Annotated in this window: 21 protein-coding genes; 11 read left to right on the plus strand and 10 right to left on the minus strand. The window is 70.7% G+C overall.

The genetic code is table 11. The annotated features are described in order from the left end of the window. Positions 1-40: 40 nt before the first annotated feature. From AB0G56_RS30905 to AB0G56_RS30915, 3 genes are all read right to left on the minus strand, one after another. A complete protein-coding gene (locus AB0G56_RS30905; RefSeq protein ID WP_360975693.1) occupies positions 41-433 on the minus strand; it encodes a hypothetical protein in 393 nt (130 codons plus the stop codon). Further along, the gene (locus AB0G56_RS30910) at positions 430-702 is read right to left on the minus strand and encodes a hypothetical protein (protein WP_360975696.1); all 273 of its coding nucleotides are present in this window, start codon (positions 700-702) and stop codon (positions 430-432) included. The genes AB0G56_RS30905 and AB0G56_RS30910 overlap by 4 nt, the downstream gene beginning before the upstream one ends. A gap of 97 nt (positions 703-799) precedes the next feature. After that, positions 800-1,126, minus strand: a complete 327-nt coding sequence (locus AB0G56_RS30915; protein WP_360975699.1) for a hypothetical protein — start codon at positions 1,124-1,126, stop codon at positions 800-802. Positions 1,127-1,236: 110 nt separating this feature from the next. Here AB0G56_RS30915 and AB0G56_RS30920 point away from each other — a divergent pair, with 110 nt between their 5' ends. After that, positions 1,237-1,389, plus strand: a complete 153-nt coding sequence (locus AB0G56_RS30920; protein WP_360975702.1) for a hypothetical protein — start codon at positions 1,237-1,239, stop codon at positions 1,387-1,389. Between the two features lie 122 nt (positions 1,390-1,511). On the opposite strand, the gene AB0G56_RS30925 is transcribed toward AB0G56_RS30920, so the two are convergent. After that, positions 1,512-2,339: a hypothetical protein gene (locus AB0G56_RS30925; RefSeq protein WP_360975705.1), complete on the minus strand. Its 828-nt coding sequence runs from the start codon at positions 2,337-2,339 to the stop codon at positions 1,512-1,514. Positions 2,340-2,673: 334 nt separating this feature from the next. Here AB0G56_RS30925 and AB0G56_RS30930 point away from each other — a divergent pair, with 334 nt between their 5' ends. After that, positions 2,674-2,919 carry a DUF6372 family protein gene (locus tag AB0G56_RS30930; RefSeq protein ID WP_360975708.1) on the plus strand — a complete coding sequence of 82 codons (246 nt, stop codon included), beginning with the start codon at positions 2,674-2,676 and terminating at the stop codon, positions 2,917-2,919. Then, the gene (locus tag AB0G56_RS30935) at positions 2,919-3,143 is read left to right on the plus strand and encodes a hypothetical protein (RefSeq protein WP_360975711.1); all 225 of its coding nucleotides are present in this window, start codon (positions 2,919-2,921) and stop codon (positions 3,141-3,143) included. Before AB0G56_RS30930 ends, AB0G56_RS30935 begins: the two co-directional genes overlap by 1 nt. A gap of 18 nt (positions 3,144-3,161) precedes the next feature. Here the strand turns inward: AB0G56_RS30935 and AB0G56_RS30940 are convergent, their stop codons facing one another. The 5 genes from AB0G56_RS30940 to AB0G56_RS30960 all read right to left on the minus strand — a co-directional run bounded on the left by AB0G56_RS30940 (position 3,162) and on the right by AB0G56_RS30960 (position 7,519). Continuing rightward, positions 3,162-3,410 carry a hypothetical protein gene (locus AB0G56_RS30940; protein ID WP_360975714.1) on the minus strand — a complete coding sequence of 83 codons (249 nt, stop codon included), beginning with the start codon at positions 3,408-3,410 and terminating at the stop codon, positions 3,162-3,164. Between the two features lie 129 nt (positions 3,411-3,539). Continuing rightward, entirely contained in the window at positions 3,540-4,241 is a 702-nt protein-coding gene (locus AB0G56_RS30945) for a hypothetical protein (protein WP_360975717.1), read from the minus strand. A 244-nt stretch (positions 4,242-4,485) separates the two neighbouring features. Then, positions 4,486-5,631 (minus strand): hypothetical protein, encoded by a 1,146-nt coding sequence (locus tag AB0G56_RS30950; protein WP_360975720.1) that lies wholly within the window; start codon positions 5,629-5,631, stop codon positions 4,486-4,488. Between the two features lie 152 nt (positions 5,632-5,783). Continuing rightward, entirely contained in the window at positions 5,784-6,245 is a 462-nt protein-coding gene (locus AB0G56_RS30955; RefSeq protein ID WP_360975723.1) for an NUDIX domain-containing protein, read from the minus strand. Positions 6,246-6,268: 23 nt separating this feature from the next. Continuing rightward, the gene (locus tag AB0G56_RS30960; protein ID WP_360975727.1) at positions 6,269-7,519 is read right to left on the minus strand and encodes a transcriptional regulator; all 1,251 of its coding nucleotides are present in this window, start codon (positions 7,517-7,519) and stop codon (positions 6,269-6,271) included. A 230-nt stretch (positions 7,520-7,749) separates the two neighbouring features. Here AB0G56_RS30960 and AB0G56_RS30965 point away from each other — a divergent pair, with 230 nt between their 5' ends. The 5 genes from AB0G56_RS30965 to AB0G56_RS30985 all read left to right on the plus strand — a co-directional run bounded on the left by AB0G56_RS30965 (position 7,750) and on the right by AB0G56_RS30985 (position 11,876). Further along, a complete protein-coding gene (locus AB0G56_RS30965) occupies positions 7,750-8,385 on the plus strand; it encodes a hypothetical protein (protein WP_360975730.1) in 636 nt (211 codons plus the stop codon). Continuing rightward, positions 8,385-9,005, plus strand: a complete 621-nt coding sequence (locus AB0G56_RS30970; RefSeq protein WP_360975733.1) for a hypothetical protein — start codon at positions 8,385-8,387, stop codon at positions 9,003-9,005. Before AB0G56_RS30965 ends, AB0G56_RS30970 begins: the two co-directional genes overlap by 1 nt. Positions 9,006-9,038: 33 nt before the next feature. Next, positions 9,039-9,203 carry a hypothetical protein gene (locus AB0G56_RS30975; RefSeq protein ID WP_266361575.1) on the plus strand — a complete coding sequence of 55 codons (165 nt, stop codon included), beginning with the start codon at positions 9,039-9,041 and terminating at the stop codon, positions 9,201-9,203. A 100-nt stretch (positions 9,204-9,303) separates the two neighbouring features. Beyond that, a complete protein-coding gene (locus AB0G56_RS30980) occupies positions 9,304-10,476 on the plus strand; it encodes a YcaO-like family protein (protein WP_360975736.1) in 1,173 nt (390 codons plus the stop codon). Continuing rightward, positions 10,473-11,876 (plus strand): TfuA-like protein, encoded by a 1,404-nt coding sequence (locus AB0G56_RS30985; protein ID WP_360975739.1) that lies wholly within the window; start codon positions 10,473-10,475, stop codon positions 11,874-11,876. The genes AB0G56_RS30980 and AB0G56_RS30985 overlap by 4 nt, the downstream gene beginning before the upstream one ends. Here the strand turns inward: AB0G56_RS30985 and AB0G56_RS30990 are convergent. Further along, entirely contained in the window at positions 11,795-13,123 is a 1,329-nt protein-coding gene (locus AB0G56_RS30990) for an MFS transporter (protein WP_360975742.1), read from the minus strand. The two genes, AB0G56_RS30985 and AB0G56_RS30990, sit on opposite strands and share 82 nt — an antisense overlap. 182 nt (positions 13,124-13,305) lie before the next feature. On the opposite strand from AB0G56_RS30990, the gene AB0G56_RS30995 reads away from it, so the two are divergent. The 3 genes from AB0G56_RS30995 to AB0G56_RS31005 all read left to right on the plus strand — a co-directional run bounded on the left by AB0G56_RS30995 (position 13,306) and on the right by AB0G56_RS31005 (position 15,588). Continuing rightward, complete coding sequence (locus AB0G56_RS30995) at positions 13,306-13,629, plus strand: hypothetical protein (protein WP_360975745.1); 324 nt, start codon at positions 13,306-13,308, stop codon at positions 13,627-13,629. Next, positions 13,629-14,726 (plus strand): tyrosine-type recombinase/integrase, encoded by a 1,098-nt coding sequence (locus tag AB0G56_RS31000; RefSeq protein WP_360975748.1) that lies wholly within the window; start codon positions 13,629-13,631, stop codon positions 14,724-14,726. Before AB0G56_RS30995 ends, AB0G56_RS31000 begins: the two co-directional genes overlap by 1 nt. 136 nt (positions 14,727-14,862) lie before the next feature. After that, a complete protein-coding gene (locus tag AB0G56_RS31005) occupies positions 14,863-15,588 on the plus strand; it encodes a SpoIIE family protein phosphatase (protein ID WP_360975751.1) in 726 nt (241 codons plus the stop codon). Positions 15,589-15,701 lie beyond the last annotated feature (113 nt).

Raw genomic sequence — 15,701 nt, forward strand, 5'->3', positions numbered from 1 at the left:
GCAGTGCGCGGTTCCGTTGGGTTCGATTCACGGTCGATCGTCACGGCAGATCCTCCAGCTCGATCTCCGGGTACAGCGCACGGAGCCGGTCCGGCTCCCCCGTGATCACCGGCCACTGCCTGGCGGCCGCCAGATACGCGACGTGCCCGGCCGCGGTGCCGGCCTCGCTGTCGATGTTCGAGCGCAGGAGGCCCGCCCCACGGGCGTCCGCCTCATCCAGCGCCGCGACGGTCACGAGGGGGAACTGGATGACGGCCGACAGGGCGTGCGCTGCATCCGGCTTCAGGTCGGCGTACGCGTCCGACAGGGCGGTGGAAGGGACGAGGAGGGGGATCACGCGCTGGTGGGCGACCGACAGCAGGGCCTGCATGTAGAAACTCCCCCGAGCGGCGGCCGTCAGCGCCGTGGTGTCGAGGATGCGGCCGCCGATCACGCGGCGCTGCTCTGCCCGGCGCTGGTGCTGACGCCGAGAGCCTTCGCCGCCCAGTCCAGGTGTTCAACGGTGGGACGCTCGCCGGGGAAGAGTCGCGCGAGTACGGCGTCCACCTCGGCGGCCTCCTGCTCGCGCTGGAGCAGAGACGTGATGTGCCCCGATACGCTGCTGATCTGGCCCGCGGCCTCCCGCTCCTTGAGCTGGTCGAGGACCTCCTGCGGGATCGTGATCGCCGTCTTCGCCTTGGGCGGGTTCTTCGAATCGGTCATACCTGAGTCATACCACTCCGCGACGCGCAAGGGGAGACGTTCGCGGAACTCGTTGGCTGGAGCCAACAAGGCTCGATACCGTCGGCTGTGCCGTTGGCTACAACCAACAAGAGGGGTTCCGTTGACGACGTACGACGTCGACATGTTCGCCGCCGAAGTCGAGCACCTCGCGCAGCAGGCCGACCAGGTCCAGGGCGCCGATCGCGTCGAGCTCCTGGCCCGCGCGGCCAGCCGCGCCATAGACCCCCTGCGTCGCATCGAGCTGCTGATGCTCGTCGTGGATGCCGCCGGCCGCGCCGCCCACGAAGCCGCCGGAGCTGCCCGGCAGGGTGTGGGTGGACCGGGAAATGCTCCGGTCACCTACGAGCAGATCGGTGCGGCGGCGGGCCTGTCCCGTGACGTCGTCCACCGGCAGCACACGCATGGAGCCGCTCTCTCCTGGCCGGCCGCGCGGCGCGGAGTGCACAACGGGCGGACCGGCTCCAGCCGGAAGACGTCACCAGTCAGGACAGAGGATGGAGGAGAGGCGACCGCATGAACGAGGACGAGATCGCGCGAGGGGTGGCGCGTGGGCTTCAAGCGCACGAACACCGCCGTGCGGAAGGGCAGGCCCGTTCCCTGCTCGCCGGCCTGGCCATCCTGGCGGCGGTGTTCGTCACCTTCATCGTGGTGGTGACGTACGGATGACCGCAGGCTTCGAGGTGCACCTCTTCCTCTCGGAGCAGCCCGTCACGGCGTAAGGGCACACGGCGCGAAGGCCCGGACCGATCACTCGGTCCGGGCCTTCGCGTTTCTGGCAGGCGGGGAGATCAGCCGTCCGCGTCGAGGTCCACCATCCCGGCCGCCGCGTCCAGGACGCCGGTCGCCTGCTCTGTGGTCGCTGGGGGTTGTCCTGTTCTCTTCCCGTACGCCCGTGCCTCGCGCGCGACGCCGCGCACGTACACCAAGAGGTTGGCGCGCTCGGAGGCGCTGCGGCGGTCGTCAACGGCTTCGGCGAGCTGCTCCCACCAGAACCCGTCATCGTCGGGGTCCTCGGGAATCTCTCCGGACTCGTGGTGCTTCAGCAGGGCCCGCGCGACTGCGTCCAGCTCTGCGTAGCGCGCTTCCCCGGCGGCGATGAACTGGGCCTCGGCGATGCGGGCCTCCATGGCCCGCCGGTCGATGAGGTGCGCGACCTGTGGCTGGCGCCGGTCGCCGGGGCGACCGTGGACGGCGACATACAGCCGCTTGCGGAGGTTCATTGCGCTGCCGGGGTTCGGCTCCCCGAGGCGGTCGAGGAACCGGAGCGCGAGAGCCATCTCTTTCCAGGAGGTGCCGCCGGCGCGCGCGTCGTCGATCGCAGAGAGCTGGAATGGGTCGGCGGCGAGACGCAGCCACTCGGCCAGCTGCATCCGCAGCACCGCCGCCTCCCGGTACGCCTGCCCCTTGAGTCGGTTGGCGTGCTCCTGGGCGAACTGGAGCACGCCGAACAGCTCGTGATCGCCGGGCCAGCGCTCCAGATACAGCTCGTCCTTGCCGATCTCGCGGTGCAGCTCGTACAGCTGCGCGGCCAGTACGCGGGGCTGCTGCTCGGGGGCCTGCCGTGCGGGGCGGGTTTCGCGGGCGGTCGGTGGCGGAGTCCTGCGCGAGCGTCGCATCGTTGTCTCGTCCTGGATCGGAGGCGCTGGGGAAGGGGCGGGCGGTGCCGTCCTCCCGCGAAGGCTGCTCTGACCTGCATGTTTCTAGTCTGGAATGCCCACCTGGGCGTGGTCGCGTTCTGTAGCGTACCGCCTTCAGCGCGTTTTTTTCCTACTAGGAAATGGCGTGTACATGATCGAAAGGGGATCGCGCATAACCGGAATTATGCGTGGCCTTAGCGATCTTGAAAATGGGCGTTAGTACGTCACCGCCGCCGAGGGGGCAGTCCGATTTCGCCCCCTCGATGTCGACAGCCCTGCCATGCTTGATGCTTCGCCTCGAAGGGAGTCGGTCGTGGCCGGCGAGTCCGAAAGCCCCGTCCTCACGATCCGGATGCGCTGGATGTTCGGCTGGGAGCAGCACCGGCCTGGGGGCTGCCGCTGCCTGTGCCGCATGTTCCACAACACCTCCGGGACCGGCGTCTGCCTCGCCGCCGCCGAGCCGGGACTGCTCATCCGAGTGGTGACCGCCACTCAGTCCGATGGGCCGCTGACCGTCTGCCGCCACTGCTACACGGCGCTGGCGCCGCTCGCGGACTGATGCCCACCCTCTGGCGGACCGTGCTGGCCGCACTCACCGATCCCGCCGCTGCCGACCGCGACCAGGTCCTCGCGCTCGGCGCCGCCGACCTCGCGCTCAACCAGGACCCCGCCGCGACATCCGGCGACGTGCAGGACATCGCCCTCGTGGAGTTCGGCATCGCCGTTGACCCGCGCACTGCGACGGCCGCGCTCACTGCCCGCCGGGCACGCCGCTCCGGCTGACCTCCCCGGTGTAAAAATTCACACCGGTCCGCTCCCGTCCCCGGGCTTACCGGATGGCTCCCACGCCTCCGGGGCGCCACCCCGCCACTCGACGAACCCCGGGTCGGTCAGGTCCACGTCCTCCGCATCCTCCATCCCCGCCGCGGCGAGGAAGACCCGGATGTCGGAGGGGCGGTGCGCTACCCCGATGGCGACGCCGTCGTAGCGCACCCGACGCCAGCCGTTCTCATCGGGCGGATATACGACCAGCTTCGCGGCGGGGGTCATCCTCCAAGCCTCAGCCCTGGCCCTGCCCCGCGCACCTCGCGCCGCCTGACCAGGTGGCTCCCCGCTCACGCGAAGGACCCCGTACCGGAAGCCGGCACGGGGTCCTTCGCTGTGACCGTCAGCGGCGGGTCAGTCGACGCCGGGCACGACTACGGGGTTGTCGCCCAGGTAACCGAGACGGGCATCGACGTTGGCCTCCGCCGTCCGCAGCCGCTTCGTGTGGGGCCGCTCGGAGATCCGGCCGTTCTTGGTGACGCAGTGCTCGCCCGAGCCGACATGGCAGGTCTCGCACTCCAGCACAAGGACCTCGACGTCGACCGCCGCGTCACGCTCGCGGCGCCGCCGGGCCTGTGCGGCCCTGGACTCCCAGATCACCCGCACCCCCGCCATGGCCTCCGGATACGTGGTCGTCTCCGCCCCCGGCATCCGGGCGCCGTGGGCGAGGTGGATCAGCTGTCGCGCCGTGGGTACAACGGCGGGCCCGCCGAAGTCCTCGCGGTCCGTGCCGCGCGCCGCAGCTCCCCACGGATCGCCGACGCCGGAGAACTTCGTGGCGAGCGGAACGTCGCCCTCGACGATCCGGGCGAGCTTGCCGGCCTCGTCGCTGATCTCCCGCAGCTGCCCGGCCTTCGAGCGCAGTGTGTCGATCATCGGCTCCAGCTCGACCGGGGTGGCGGGCGTCTCGGCCGCGAAAGCGACCTGCCGCAGCCGCAGCTCGATCGCGGCGAGCTCCACCGCGATCTCGTCGAGCGTGATGTTGCGGCCCTCCATGAGGTGGGCGACGTCGGACTCGGCGGCCGTCTCGTATGCGGTGTCGTTGTGGTTCAGCAAGTCTTCTCCAATTCGGGGGCTGGGCCCCCAGGTACGAGATTTCGAGTGGTGGAGCCGGTCGGAGTGCCATCCCCTTCCAGCAATGAAAACAATACCATCTTTGGGGCTCCTTGTTCGTGCTTCCGGGTGGCCTACGGGGAGTTGGCGTGCGGCACCGGTCGGCGGACAGCGAGAACGCAACGACGGGCGGGTCCGATGAGGACCCGCCCGCATGTGTGGTGTTGAAGCGTGCCCCTCGTGCGGTTCAGGCCCCTTCGAAGGTCTCGCCGTCCAGCTCCGAGCCGTCCGGCTCGTACTGGAGCGTGCTCACACCGTCTGCGGAAATGTCGATGTAGTCAGGGCGTTCGCGGCGGCGGGGGAGGAACTTGTCCAGCCAGCCCCGCGGCTCAACATCGGCCGGGTACATGTCCACGGCCGCCAAGACGTCGAGCTGCTCCTTCGACAGCAGTTCCGCCCAGTCCGACGGGTAGATGGCGCTGCACCACAGCTGAAGCTCCCCCTGCTCGATCACGACGCTGAAGGGGCTGTTGCGTACGCCGGGCCGGTAGCGGATGCGGTCCTGCAACCCCGTGGCGGTGTCCCGGTTGAGGTAGACCCGGGCGACGCGAGGACCCGCTGCCCAGGCATACGTCTCCGGCTTCGTCAGGATCTCGTCGACCCACGTGCGGAGCCCGAGAGGGTCGCCGGCGGGGATGGTCCGGCCAACGGGGGCCCAGGGGCGGCCGCGACGCAGACGCGCGACGAGATGCCCGCCGGTGTACTCCAGGTTCCCCCCGCAGTGGTGCAGGCTCTCCTCGCTCGTCCGGACGACACCCTGCTCGATGTCGAATTCGATGAACCGGTAGTGCAGGACCTCGCGAGCGACTTCCTCGCGCCAGCCGAGTTCTTGCAGCAGCCGGAAGCTGTTGCTCGGCCCCGTGCCGCCGTACCCGGCCAGGCACTCCTCCACCCCCAGCAGCTCGCCCTCCGCGTTGCGCAGCAGCATGTTCGGTGCCGAGATCCGCGTGCCGTCGGCGAACGCCTTCGGGTGCCGTCCGGACTCCAGCAGGATGTCAGTCTCGGTGAAGGCCGCGGTCGCGCCCGTGACGTGACCGAAGGCGCCGCTCTTGACGTACCGCGCCGCCTCGGAGGCGGAGAGGACCGGGACCAGGCGCGTCGGGTCCACCGGGTAGGCATCCCTCCCGGCCCGCTCGATCATGCTCTTGATCACCGGGTGGGTGACCCCCAGCTCCCGGGCCAGCGTGCGCCGGCTGGCCTCTACCCTCGCCTCCTTGTGGGACTGGGCGAACTCGTCGAGCTCGGCGACATCGCGGTCCCGCTGTCGCTCTGCCGCGTGCAGCTCCCGCTTGAGGGTCTGTACCTGGCGGTGGCTGGTTCGAACATTGGTCACCCTGCGGCTCAGCTCTCCTTTATCCATGATCGGAAACGTATGCTCTCGATGAGTGGAAAGCAAGGTATCCACAAATGGAAAGTGCGTTGACTGCGGCGCGACGACTGGAGCCTCGGGACTGCCTGGTTGACGCCTTCCGGAGCGGGCTCGCGTCAGCGAAGAACGGCAGGCTCTCGCGGGACGCCCTTAACGAGGACGTCGGCCACCACATCGGCGAGGCCGAGCGGGTAGACCGTCTCCGTGGTGGAGCGGAGTTCATCCAGCGACCACCAGCGGCTGGCCCGAATGTTGTCCGTCTGTGTGGCTCGTGCGGCATCAAGGGCGCCGGACGATGCGCGGACGAGGAAATACTTCTCGACCTGCTGTACGCGGCGCCCGCCGGCTGGATGATCTTGGCGACGCTCGGCGATCTCGCCGGACAGGATCACGTCCCTCGCGCCGAGTTCCTCGCCCAGTTCGCGCAAGGCCGCGGTCGGGTAGTCCTCACCCGGCTCAAGGCTGCCGCCTGGGGTCGCCCAGAAGCCGCCGTTCTCGTCGTAGCGGAGCAGCAGGATGCGCTGGTCAGCGTCGAGAACGACGGCTCGGGCCGCCTCCCGCAGGGGCAATGTGCTCATGGTTCGAGTCTGGCACCGTGCGGTCAGGCGAGCGCCTGACCGAGAAGCTCTCGCGGACGACCGCCGAGGGCCTGGTGAAGGACTTCGGCCCTGGATCGGATCAGGCCGTCACGGTAGGGGGCGGGGAGGCGATCGAAGATGCCTGCCGCCATCTCGGCAGACGATGAGGGGTCGCCGTCGAGGCGCAGGCAGGCGGCGGTGTCCATCGCGATCAGGGCCCGGGTCATCACCGAGGGGGAATCGGTCAGGTCGAGGGCGTCGTCCTGGGCCGCGTAGGCCGCCTCGGTGTCCCCGAGGAGGGTGTACGCCTGGGAGAGGTGAACGAAATGCTTCTGCGCCGGATAGCCGAACCACGTGTCGGCCGCTTCGTGCCCGTCGAGGCGCTCCACCAAGCCCTGCGCGTCCGTGACCGCCATCCGGGCCCCCCGGTGGTCGCCGATGGCGGCGAGGGAGCGCGCGGTGACGGCCGCCGCCAACGCCCCGGCCGCGGTGGGCGTCCGGCCGGCCGCTCTGCGGGCTCGGGCCGCGAGACGCACGGCCACTTCGGGGGCGCCGTAGTTCAGCGGCACCATCGCGTGCCGGGCCAGCACCCAGGCCGTCATCCTGCGGTCACCAGACTCCCGGGCCGCTTTCTCCGCCGTCGCGAACCAGCGGAATGCATCTCCCTTGTCGCCCCGGTCGTGCTGCACGATGGCGACCAGGCCAGCGATTCCCGCAGCGGTCCGGGCGAGATCGGCGCGTGCACTGGCCGGGTGAGGCTGATTGAGGACCTGGCCGAGGAGGACGAGATCCGCCTGCATCTCGCTCAGTACGTCGTCGGGTGCCCGGCCGTGGTAGCCGCCCCGGTGCCGCTCGAATGCCGACTCCAGGTAGGCCAGGTCACCGGCCCCGGAACCCGCGAGCGCCCCGTCGATGCCCTCACGGGCCTGTGCGATGCCGGGCAATGCGGTCGCGCTCACAGCGGCGGCCGCCACCCCGAAGAACCTGCGTCGTTTCACGTCCTCTTTCTCCCTGCGCTGGCTGCGTCGGTGCTGTCGCGATGCGGCGACTGCCCGCTGCACGTCCGCGACGTTCAGCCCATACGCGAGGGCGATCGTCTCGTGCCAGTCCGGGACCGGTAACCGCTTCTCCAGTTCCCACCGCTTGATGTTCTCCCAGTCGAACCACCGGCCGCCCTGGGTGAGTTGAACGACCCGGGCCTGTTCGTCACGGGTGCGGCCAGCGCCTTCACGGATTGCTCGCAGTAAGACGCCGATGCCGTCTGGGGCCACCATGACACTTTCCCTCCGTCGCCGTCGGGTGAGGCCCTCATCCTGGCCCCCTGGAGCGGCCCCCCGCCGGGAAATGCACCCCTTCCTGGCCCCTCATTCCTTGTGTTCCCCGGCAGTTCAATGGGCGAACGCCGCTGACCCCTCGGCTCGCCCCCGGCACGACAGCGGAGGCGGGTCGAGGTACCACCGGCCGCGCGGCGCCACCCGGACAGACGGAGCACCTGGAGGGGATCATGGACACCGAAGCACCCGTGGAACGGCTGCCGGCTCGCGCGGCGTGGGAGGAGACGGGAACGGCGGTTGTTCCCGGTGTCCTTGAGCCGGATCGCTTCAAGGCCCTGGTCGAGGAGGCGCACGGCAGGCTCGACCTGGTCACGCCTCACGTCCACGAGCACACGGCCGCGCACCGTGACGGCAGCTTCGCCTCCCCGGTCCACTGCGGCTTCATCCCCCCGGGTCCGGTGCTGGAGGCCCTGGCCTACGACAAGGCCCTCCTGATGGCCCTGCGAGAGGCCACCGGCATCCCGCGGCTGATCCCGCGTGGGGGCGCCGTCGTCCTCTACAAGGAAGGCGACTTCCAGGGCCTGCACACGGACTCGGTGAAGTCCACCGTGACCGTCGCCGTCGCCCTGACCGAGGACCTGCCCCCGATGGGGTGGGCCCCGGAGCTGCTGGGTGCTTTCCCCGACCGCCTCGGCGAAGTCGTCACCGAACACGGCATGTTCCCCGAGGGGGAGGGCTTCACCAGCCTGAGCCACCCGTACGGCGACGGCAGTGTCCGGGCGTTCGCCGGATACCACGTGCCGCACTGGCGCCCGCCGATGAAGTCGATGGGCCTGCTGGTGACCATGTCGTTCATGGACCTGTGATGGAAATGACCCCGCGTCAGCTCTGGCTGACGGAAGGCCGGGCGGTCGTTCCCGAGGACGTGGTCGACGCCGGACTCTGGGAGGAGCTCGCCGAGGAGGCCGCCCGGTGCGAGCCCCATGCGGTCGTCCGCCACAACCAGCGGCCCGGACTGCTGGTGATGCGGGACGGATCGATCACCTCGCCCCAGCGGTGCCGAGTCCACACCGGCGGGGAAGCGCTCAACCAGCTGGCCATGTCCAAGGGCCTCGCCGAGGTGGCGGGGGAGGCGACCGGCCGCGCCCGTATGACCCCGATCCGCTTCGGCCTGAAGTTCTACGAGCCCGGCGACTACATGCACGTCCACCGGGACGACGGGAAGTGTGAGATCACCTTCTCGTGCGGCCTGACCCCCGGCCTCGTCTCGATGGGATGGCTGCCCCGCCTGCGGTGGCTGACCACTCAGCAGGTGGCCGACCGTCTCGGAGAGACCCCATACCCGGACGGCGGCGAGACCTTCCCGGTGCGTCACCGCGTCCTCACCGGATTCGACGGAAGCCGAATCCCCCACTGGCGTACCCCGCTCGACTCCCAGTCGCGCGAGGTGCTGATCACCATCTGCTTCACCGACCTCTCGGTGTAGCAGCGTCCTTCCCCAGACCTAGGAGGAACGACCATGTCCCAGCAGATCCCGTCCGCCACGACGCAGGCCGTGGACCCGGCCGACTTCGTGGCCGAGCTCCACGCCGAGGGCAACATGCCGCAGAACTCCGGCGGCGACCCGGCCGTGCCGGACTCCGCCTTCCCCGACACCCACACCTACCCGCTGCCGTCCGCCTGACGGCGCCGTAGGCGGTAGCTGAACCGGCCCGGCCGCCGGTCACCCTCCATGACCTGGGTGCCCGGCGGCCGGGCTTCGGCATCTGCGAAGGGAAGAGCCCATGCGCAAGGCGTATTTCGACGGCACCCACCGAACCCGCCATCCCGATGAGACCTGGGAGGCCATCCGGCCGCTGCTGATGGCGTACGGCATCACCCGCGTCGCCGACGTGACCGGGCTGGACGACCTCGGTATCCCGGTGACCATGGCCGTGCGCCCCCTGGCCCGCACCCTGTCCGTCGCCCAGGGCAAAGGCGCGACGCTGGCCGCCGCGCGGGTCTCTGGGGCGATGGAAGCGATCGAGGCGTGGCACGGCGAGCGAGCCGTCCCGACCGCCGACGTGCGAGCCCCGGCCGATGGCCTCGGCCTGGACCTGCCCTATCCCGTGACAGCCCTGGAGAGCCACCCCGGATCTCTGGTCACCAGCCGGACAGTCCTGGACTGGATCACCGCGCGTTCGGCGCTGGACGGTGAACCCGTGCTCGTGCCGGCGGCGTGCGTGCGGCTGGGCCGCGAAGTCCACGACCGGTGGCGGCTGCACTTGCCCAGCGCGTCCACGAACGGCCTCGCCTCCGGCAACACCCGCGCTGAGGCCGTCGTCCACGCCCTGGCTGAACTGGTCGAGCGCGACACGATCAGCGCTCTCGCCGACCAGCGGGACGGCGGCCAGCTCATCGACCCGGACAGCATCGACGACGAGCACTGTGCGGCGCTGATCGACCGGGTGCGAGAGGCCGGGGTCTGGCTGGAGCTGTGGCACGTGCCCAACCGGTTCGGGGTGCCCGTCATGTGCTGCTACCTGTGGCGTGAGGACCAGCCGGCCCTGCTGGTCTCCGGCTCCGGCGCCCACCTGGACCCCCACGTGGCACTCTCCCGGGCGATCACGGAGGCGGCTCAGTCCCGGCTTACCCAGATCACCGGCAGCCGCGAGGACGTCCACCCGGCCGCGTACGGGTCGGCCGTACACCGCGGTCCCCAGCCCGCCCCGGGCCCCGGCATTGCCTGGTCTGAGGTCGCCGCCCAGCACACCGCCGGGTTCACCACGGACGACGGCGAGGCCGAGCACCTGGCCGCCCGCGTCGCGGCCGTCACCGGCCACCACCCGCTCGTGGTGGACCTCACCCACGGACTCCACCAGCGCGGCGAGTTCGCCGTCGTCAAGGTGTTGGCCCCGGCCCTGCGGTACGACGCCCGGCACATCATCCCCCGACCGAACCAGGAGACGGCCGTATGACCGTTCACGTCTTCTCCGGCCCCACTGTGCCCGCAGCGCGGGTCCGCGAGGTCCTCCCCGACGCTGTGACGCACCCTCCGATCCGGCACGGCGACCTGATGCGGCTCGGTGCCGGCCCCGGTGACACCGTGCTGATCATCGATGGACTCTGGCACCAGAGCGCGCCGGTGCGGCACAAGGAGATCCTGGCGCTGCTGTCCGATGGGGCCGCCGTGGCCGGGGCCGCCAGCATGGGGGCCTTGCGGGCCGCCGAGCTCGCCCCGTACGGCATGGTCGGCATCGGGCGCATCTTCGAGGACTTCCGCAGCGGCGCCCTGGACGCGGACGACGAAGTCGCCGTGCTGCACACCGACGACGGCCGCCCGCTCTCCGAAGCCCTGGTGAACCTGCGGGCAGCCCTGACCCGGGCCGCCGCCGACGGACAGCTGGACCACGCCCACGCCCAGCGGCTCGCAGACCTGGCCCGCTCCCTCCCTTACACGTCCCGGTCGTGGACCGCGCTGGGCCGTCTCGCGGCAGGGGAGGGGCTGGCGACGGCGTTCAGCCGGGCCGACGCATGGCGCCGTACGCATCCCTGCAACGCCAAGCGGGAGGACGCTGAACAGGCCCTCGCCCTGGTGGCCGCCGGACTGCCCGCAGTCCCCGGCGCCGGGGCGTGGGCAGGCGAGCCGTGGCAGACCAGTTTCGTCCGGTACTGGCAAGCGGCCTTCCGGACGGGCGCGGTGGCGTGCGGGCAACCCGTGAGCTTCCTCGCCCTCCTGCACCATCAACAGCTGTACGACCCGGGGTTCCCGGATCGGTGGCGAAGGCGGGTCCTGGCCGCCATTGCGCATGAGGCAGACGATGAGGTGTGTCGGCCGGTGCGATCTCCGGCGGTGGAGCGGTCCGCACTGCGGTCCGCCGCGGCCGCAGGCGTGGAGGTAGCCAGCATGTCCGGCGTCCAGCTCGCCCACTGGCTCACCGATGAGGAGGTGGGCCTGCTCCCGCCCGAGGAAGCGCTGGTGCGGGTCATGGTCCGCTCCGCCCGTCTGGACGGGGCTTGGACGGTATGGCCCGCCGCGGTGGCCGAAGCGGGCGACCTGCTCGACTCCGTCCCCCTGGCGGCCGAGGCCGTGGCCGCCGCGTTCGCCTTCAACGCCCAGGTCGAGGCGGCCGACCCGCACCACACCACGGCCCACCTCAGCGTCGAGCGCGTCGCCGCTCATCTCACCCAGCGCTGGGGGCTCCCCGAGGGGTGCGGCCGGGCTGGGCTCGATGCGGCGGCCCGGGACCGGGCGTTCCGCGACTTCGCCGGCGCCGTCGAGGTGGCCCGAGCGTTCTACCTCTCCGCCCGCGCCGTGGCCGCGACCGCGTCGGCGTCCTTGGTCACTTCCGGTGCGAGGCAGAGCCCTCGGACCTGAGCGATGGCCAGCGGCACGAGGGCGGCGGCCGTGATGATCAGGGCACCCGCCGCCAGGGTCGTGCGGAGCCCGAACAGGTGGGAGGCAGGGCCGGCGAGGAGATAGCCGAAGGGCACGGGCAGGATCTGCCCGAGCGTCGAGTAGGACAGGGTCCGGCCCAGCCGGTCCGCCGGAATCCTCTCCTGCACCAGCGAGGCCCACACGGTCATGCTGACCGCCAGTCCCGTGCCCGCCACCCCCGTGGCGACCACGAGCACGGGAAGCGGCACGGCCGCGGCCATCGCCGCCAGCGGCACCGCCATGGAGCCGGTGCCCGCGCAGACGACGAGCCCGACGTGGCGCGGCTTCCACATCAGGGCGAGTGCCGCCCCCGCCACCAGTCCGGCGGTGAAGCCGGAGACCACCACACCCCACGGGGCAGCGCCGCCGAGTACCTGCTGCCCGTACACCGGGCCGAGGAGCTGGTAACCGACCAGCCACACGGGAACGATCACGGCGGCCTGTCCGACCATCACCCACAGCCAGCGGCGGGAGCGGAAGTCATCCCAGCCCTCACGCAGATCGGCGGTGAATCCGGTACGGACCTTCACGGTCTTGGCCTTGAGGCTGATGCGGGAGAAGAGGAGGGCCGAGGCGGCGAACGTCAACGCGTCCCACCCGAGAGCCCAGCCGGGGCCGACCACGGCGACCAGGACGCCACCCAAGGCGGGGCCCGCCACCTTCACGGTGTTCTGGCCGATCTTCAGCAGAGCGTTGGCCGCGTGCCGGAGTTCCGCCGGGACCACCTCCACGACGATGCCCCCGGCCGCCGGGGTGAAGAAGGCCCCCGCCGCTCCACAGACAGCCGACATCGCCACCAGGTGCCAGACCCGGGCCGTACCCGAGACCAGCAACAGCACCGCCGCCGCCTCCGCGACCGCACAGACGATGTTGGACCACACCATGACCCGAGCCCGGGACAGCCGGTCCGCGACGACCCCGCCGACGAGCAGCAGCAGGATCTGAGGCACGACGCTCGCCGCGAGGACGGCGCCCAGCGCACCGGGGCCGCCACCGATTTGAAGGACCGCGAAGGCCAGACCGATCGGCGCGACGGCCGATCCGGTCCAGGAGAGCAGACGGGCGGCGAAGTGCAGCCGGTACGGCCTGATGGCCAGCGGAGCGCCCGCCTCCCGGACCCGGGCCGCCCAGCTGATACGTGGAACGGGCCCCGCTGGACTCCGATCGTGCAGCCGCGCCTTACGCAAGATCCAACTCCGCCCAGAGAACACGAAATCCCGGCAGCGAGACGCCACCGGGAAGGTCCTCCCGACTCTAGAGCAACCCGAAGATCGTGTGTCGCAGACGCACCAACAGGCACCCGGCAGGGGCACCCCGGCGCTGTCCGTCCCCGCAGGTAGCTTTGGGGTTCGAGAGCAAGGAGGGGCACATGACCGACGGGGAAACCGCCCTGAAGTTCCAGCTGATCGTCCAGGACGAGGCCGCCCTGGACCGCGACCGCGCTCTGGTCGCCTTCCTCAAAGCCCGAATTGCTGAGCGGGCGAAGGTGGCGGAGGAGGAAGAGGAGCGTCTGCTGGCCGGGGTGAACCGGAGCCTGCTGGAGTTCGAGGAGAAGTTCGAGCACCCGCACCGCGACGACGACCGGCACAGCCACTTCGCCGGGCAGATGCAGGCCCTCGGCTGGTCGCTGCGCTGCACGGCCTTCGCCGCGTTCTCCGGGCACCCGGACTTCCGACAGGACTTCCGGCCGTGATGCCCCGCCCGGAGGTCGTCCAGCGTCCTGCCGGCGACGTCATGCGGGCGCCGACCCGGGCGGAGGACGCCTTTGCCAAGATCCGCGAGGATCTCGGGCAGGTGGCTCCGCGCGACCCGAAGGACCGCAAACTGGGGCCGCGCCGCTACCGCATGGACATCCTGCGCGACATCTGCACGGCCGAGGCATTCACCACCGTCATGAGCTGGCTCGCGTCCTCCACGATTCCCAGCATCAACACCAAGCGGAACTATGCCGACGACCTGCGGTTCTGGCATGGATTCGCCCAGGAGCTCGGGCACGATCGGTTTTACATCGGGTGCATCACCCGCGGGGACGTGACGACCTGGCGGCTCAGCGAGGAGAAGCGAGAGCGAGCGAACCGCAGCATCGCCCGCCGCCTGTCCGCACTGTCCTCGCTGACGGCGTTCGCCGCCGAGGAGTCGCAGACCTACATCCCCAACCCGGTCACCCGCCACAACCGGCCGAAGATCGACCGGCACGACGAGACCACCGCCACCCCGATGCTGGAGGTCGACGAGTTCGCATCTCTCTTCGACTGGGCGGAGTGCCTGCGCGACGTCGTCGTGACGTCGCTCGTCTACACCTTCGCCGGCCGCGTCAGCGAATGGTGCGAGGCCGACGTCGCCGACTTCCGCGACGGCCGCAAGCCCGTGATCGACCTGACCCGCAAGGGCAACAAGGGCAGGCGGTGGGACGTCCCCCACATGCTCGCCGAACTCCTGGTCCTCCTCATCGACGGCCGGACCAAGGGGCCGCTGCTCGTCGACTCCGAAGGCCGCCGCCTGGACCGCCACGACGTCGACCGCATCCTCACCCGGCTCGGGAAGCGGGCGGGAGTCCTCACCGGCCGCGACCTGACCCCGCACGTACTGCGGGTCAGCCGCCTGACCCACATGCATGACGATGCCACGCCGCTGGAGGAGATCCAGGAGTTCGCTGGACACGACGATCCAGCGACGACGCTTTCCTACATCCGCCGCCGTGGCGACCAGGAGCGCCGGGCCCGGCACGCGACCGCCGGTGTCGACAAGATCAGCAAGCAGCTGGGGCGCTGGCTCACCCTCGCGGCCTGATGCTCCCGGGTCGCCTCATGCGCCACACCAGCCTCAGTTTTGGTAAGTAGCGCTATGTAGCGCCGTCTTCTTTCGCCGCCGGCCTTATGGGGGAGCGGGCCGTCCGGCCCTCTCCCGCGAGGCAAGGGAGAAGACGATGGTGGAGAAGACCGAGAACGCCGTGGACGCCGGGGCGGTCGTGGTGGGGCGGGCCCAGCGGCCCGGGACAGAACCGCCCTGCGCGGACGGGGCGGACGTGCAGCGGCGCGGCACGAAGGTGTGCGCCGCGGTGGTCGACGGGGCGGGTCACCGCCCGGACGTGGTCAGGTATGCAGCGCTCGCCCCGGCTGTGATCACGCACATCGGGGCGGCGGCGGGCGGCCTGGCCGGGCTGATGACCGCCGGACAGATGGCCACGGCCTACGACCGGCCGCCGCACGCGTCCGCGGTCTACGCCTGCATGGAGCTGGGCGAGGCGGTCAGCGTCCACTGGATCGGGGACTGCCGGGCGTACGGCTGGGACGGGGCCGCGCTCACCCAGTGGTCGACCGACCAGACGATGGGCCAGTGGCTGCGGATCAACGGCGGTTCGGCGGTGGAGCTGGCCGCCGAGCTGCATGACAACTGGTCCCGGCTCGGGTTGGCGCAGGCGTCTGCGGCGACGTGCCGACAGGTGCAGATCCCCGAGGAGGTGCGCCTGGTCCTGCTGGTGTCGGACGGGGTCTCGGATCAGGTGGACGCGGAGACCTGGACGGCCCTGTGTCGCGCCCACCAGGACGCTCCGCAGGCCCTCGCGGACGCTCTGGTCGCCGCCGCGGAAGAGGACTGCGAGGGGTACCGCGACGACTGCACGGTGATCGTCCTGCTCCGTCCGGCCGCCTGATCGAGCCGCGCGGATCTTCGTCGTCGGCCCGGTACTCCCGAAGCTGCGGCGAAGTGGCAAGTAGCTGAGAGTGATGCTCTGGGGTTCACTCCCTTGGTGGTGCTCTCCCCGAT

This window comes from Streptomyces sp. NPDC021356 (genome assembly GCF_040641015.1).
In the GTDB taxonomy this organism is placed as follows: domain Bacteria; phylum Actinomycetota; class Actinomycetes; order Streptomycetales; family Streptomycetaceae; genus Streptomyces.

Bases quoted from the DNA above. Each gene is read 5' to 3' on its own strand.
- AB0G56_RS30975 (WP_266361575.1), top strand. From the start codon at position 9,039: ATGTCCCAGCAGATCCCGTCCGCCACGACGCAGGCCGTGGACCCGGCC.
- AB0G56_RS30955 (WP_360975723.1), bottom strand. From the start codon at position 6,245: ATGAGCACATTGCCCCTGCGGGAGGCGGCCCGAGCCGTCGTTCTCGAC.
- AB0G56_RS31005 (WP_360975751.1), top strand. From the start codon at position 14,863: ATGGTGGAGAAGACCGAGAACGCCGTGGACGCCGGGGCGGTCGTGGTG.
- AB0G56_RS30925 (WP_360975705.1), bottom strand. From the start codon at position 2,339: ATGCGACGCTCGCGCAGGACTCCGCCACCGACCGCCCGCGAAACCCGC.
- AB0G56_RS30970 (WP_360975733.1), top strand. From the start codon at position 8,385: ATGGAAATGACCCCGCGTCAGCTCTGGCTGACGGAAGGCCGGGCGGTC.
- AB0G56_RS30995 (WP_360975745.1), top strand. From the start codon at position 13,306: ATGACCGACGGGGAAACCGCCCTGAAGTTCCAGCTGATCGTCCAGGAC.
- AB0G56_RS30920 (WP_360975702.1), top strand. From the start codon at position 1,237: ATGAACGAGGACGAGATCGCGCGAGGGGTGGCGCGTGGGCTTCAAGCG.
- AB0G56_RS30915 (WP_360975699.1), bottom strand. From the start codon at position 1,126: ATGCGTGTGCTGCCGGTGGACGACGTCACGGGACAGGCCCGCCGCCGC.
- AB0G56_RS30940 (WP_360975714.1), bottom strand. From the start codon at position 3,410: ATGACCCCCGCCGCGAAGCTGGTCGTATATCCGCCCGATGAGAACGGC.
- AB0G56_RS31000 (WP_360975748.1), top strand. From the start codon at position 13,629: ATGCCCCGCCCGGAGGTCGTCCAGCGTCCTGCCGGCGACGTCATGCGG.
- AB0G56_RS30980 (WP_360975736.1), top strand. From the start codon at position 9,304: ATGCGCAAGGCGTATTTCGACGGCACCCACCGAACCCGCCATCCCGAT.
- AB0G56_RS30960 (WP_360975727.1), bottom strand. From the start codon at position 7,519: ATGGTGGCCCCAGACGGCATCGGCGTCTTACTGCGAGCAATCCGTGAA.
- AB0G56_RS30965 (WP_360975730.1), top strand. From the start codon at position 7,750: ATGGACACCGAAGCACCCGTGGAACGGCTGCCGGCTCGCGCGGCGTGG.
- AB0G56_RS30935 (WP_360975711.1), top strand. From the start codon at position 2,919: ATGCCCACCCTCTGGCGGACCGTGCTGGCCGCACTCACCGATCCCGCC.
- AB0G56_RS30910 (WP_360975696.1), bottom strand. From the start codon at position 702: ATGACCGATTCGAAGAACCCGCCCAAGGCGAAGACGGCGATCACGATC.
- AB0G56_RS30985 (WP_360975739.1), top strand. From the start codon at position 10,473: ATGACCGTTCACGTCTTCTCCGGCCCCACTGTGCCCGCAGCGCGGGTC.